Consider the following 1,034-nt stretch of genomic DNA (forward strand, 5'->3'; position numbering starts at 1 on the left):
CCGAACAGGTTCGAGCGGCCGATGACGAGCGCGTTGAGGCCGGAGAGATCCGTGCCATGGATCTGGCGGACCAGGATCATGGCGCCGGCCGGCGTGCAGGAGATGAGGCCGGTTTTCAGGTCGCCGGTTGCCAGCTTGCCGGCATTGACGATGTGCAGGCCGTCGACATCCTTTTCCGGCAGGATCGACTGGATGACCGGCTCGCTGTCGAGATGCTTGGGTAGCGGAAGCTGGACCAGGATGCCGTCAATTTCGGGATCGGCATTCAGGGAAGCGACCAATGCCATCAGCGCGTCCTGAGAGGTCTCCTCCGGCAGGGTGTGCTGGATGGAATTAAAACCGCTCTGCTTGGCCATGCGGCTCTTTGCGCCAACATAGGCGTGGCTTGCCGGATCATTGCCGACGATCACCACAGCGAGCCCCGGACGACGATGTCCGAGCATTTCCAGCTGACCTGCCGCAGAGCCTGCCGCTTCGACCACCGAAGCGGCCGCCGCCTTTCCGTCGATGATAACCGTCATGGCTCACCCCATGCGCTCGGAGGCGTAAGAGCCCGGGCTTGCGGGGAAGACCACCGTGCGGTTGCCGTTGATGAAGGTGCGATGGTGGATATGCGCGTGGATGGCGCGGGCCAGGACCTGGCTTTCGACATCGCGGCCGATCGAGACGTAATCCTCCGCCGACTGGGCATGGGTGATGCGGGCGACGTCCTGCTCGATGATCGGACCTTCGTCGAGATCGGCGGTGACATAATGGGCGGTTGCCCCGATCAGCTTCACGCCGCGCTCGAAGGCCTGCTTGTAGGGGTTTGCACCCTTGAACGACGGCAGGAAGGAGTGGTGAATGTTGATGATCTTGCCGGACATCTTGCTGCACATCTGGTCCGACAGGATCTGCATGTAGCGGGCAAGCACGATGAGTTCGCTGCCGGTCTGCTCGACGAGGTCCATGATCCGGGCTTCGGCTTCCGGCTTGTTGGCCTTGGTGACCGGGATGTGGTGGAAGGGAATGTCGTGGTTCACGACGACCTTCTG

The 1,034-nt window shown here is 62.3% G+C and carries 2 protein-coding genes; both read right to left on the reverse strand.

What is annotated here, in order from left to right; translation table 11 throughout:
* On the reverse strand, positions 1-521 hold a 521-nt coding region (locus IP76_RS20465; RefSeq protein ID WP_306765497.1), incomplete at its 3' end, for a tetrahydrofolate dehydrogenase/cyclohydrolase catalytic domain-containing protein.
* Between the two features lie 3 nt (positions 522-524).
* Positions 525-1,034, reverse strand: a 510-nt coding sequence (locus IP76_RS20470) for a formyltetrahydrofolate deformylase (protein WP_156318666.1), incomplete at its 5' end; no start/stop codon positions are given.

The organism is Rhizobium sp. AAP43, from assembly GCF_001296045.1.
Lineage (GTDB): Bacteria > Pseudomonadota > Alphaproteobacteria > Rhizobiales > Rhizobiaceae > Allorhizobium.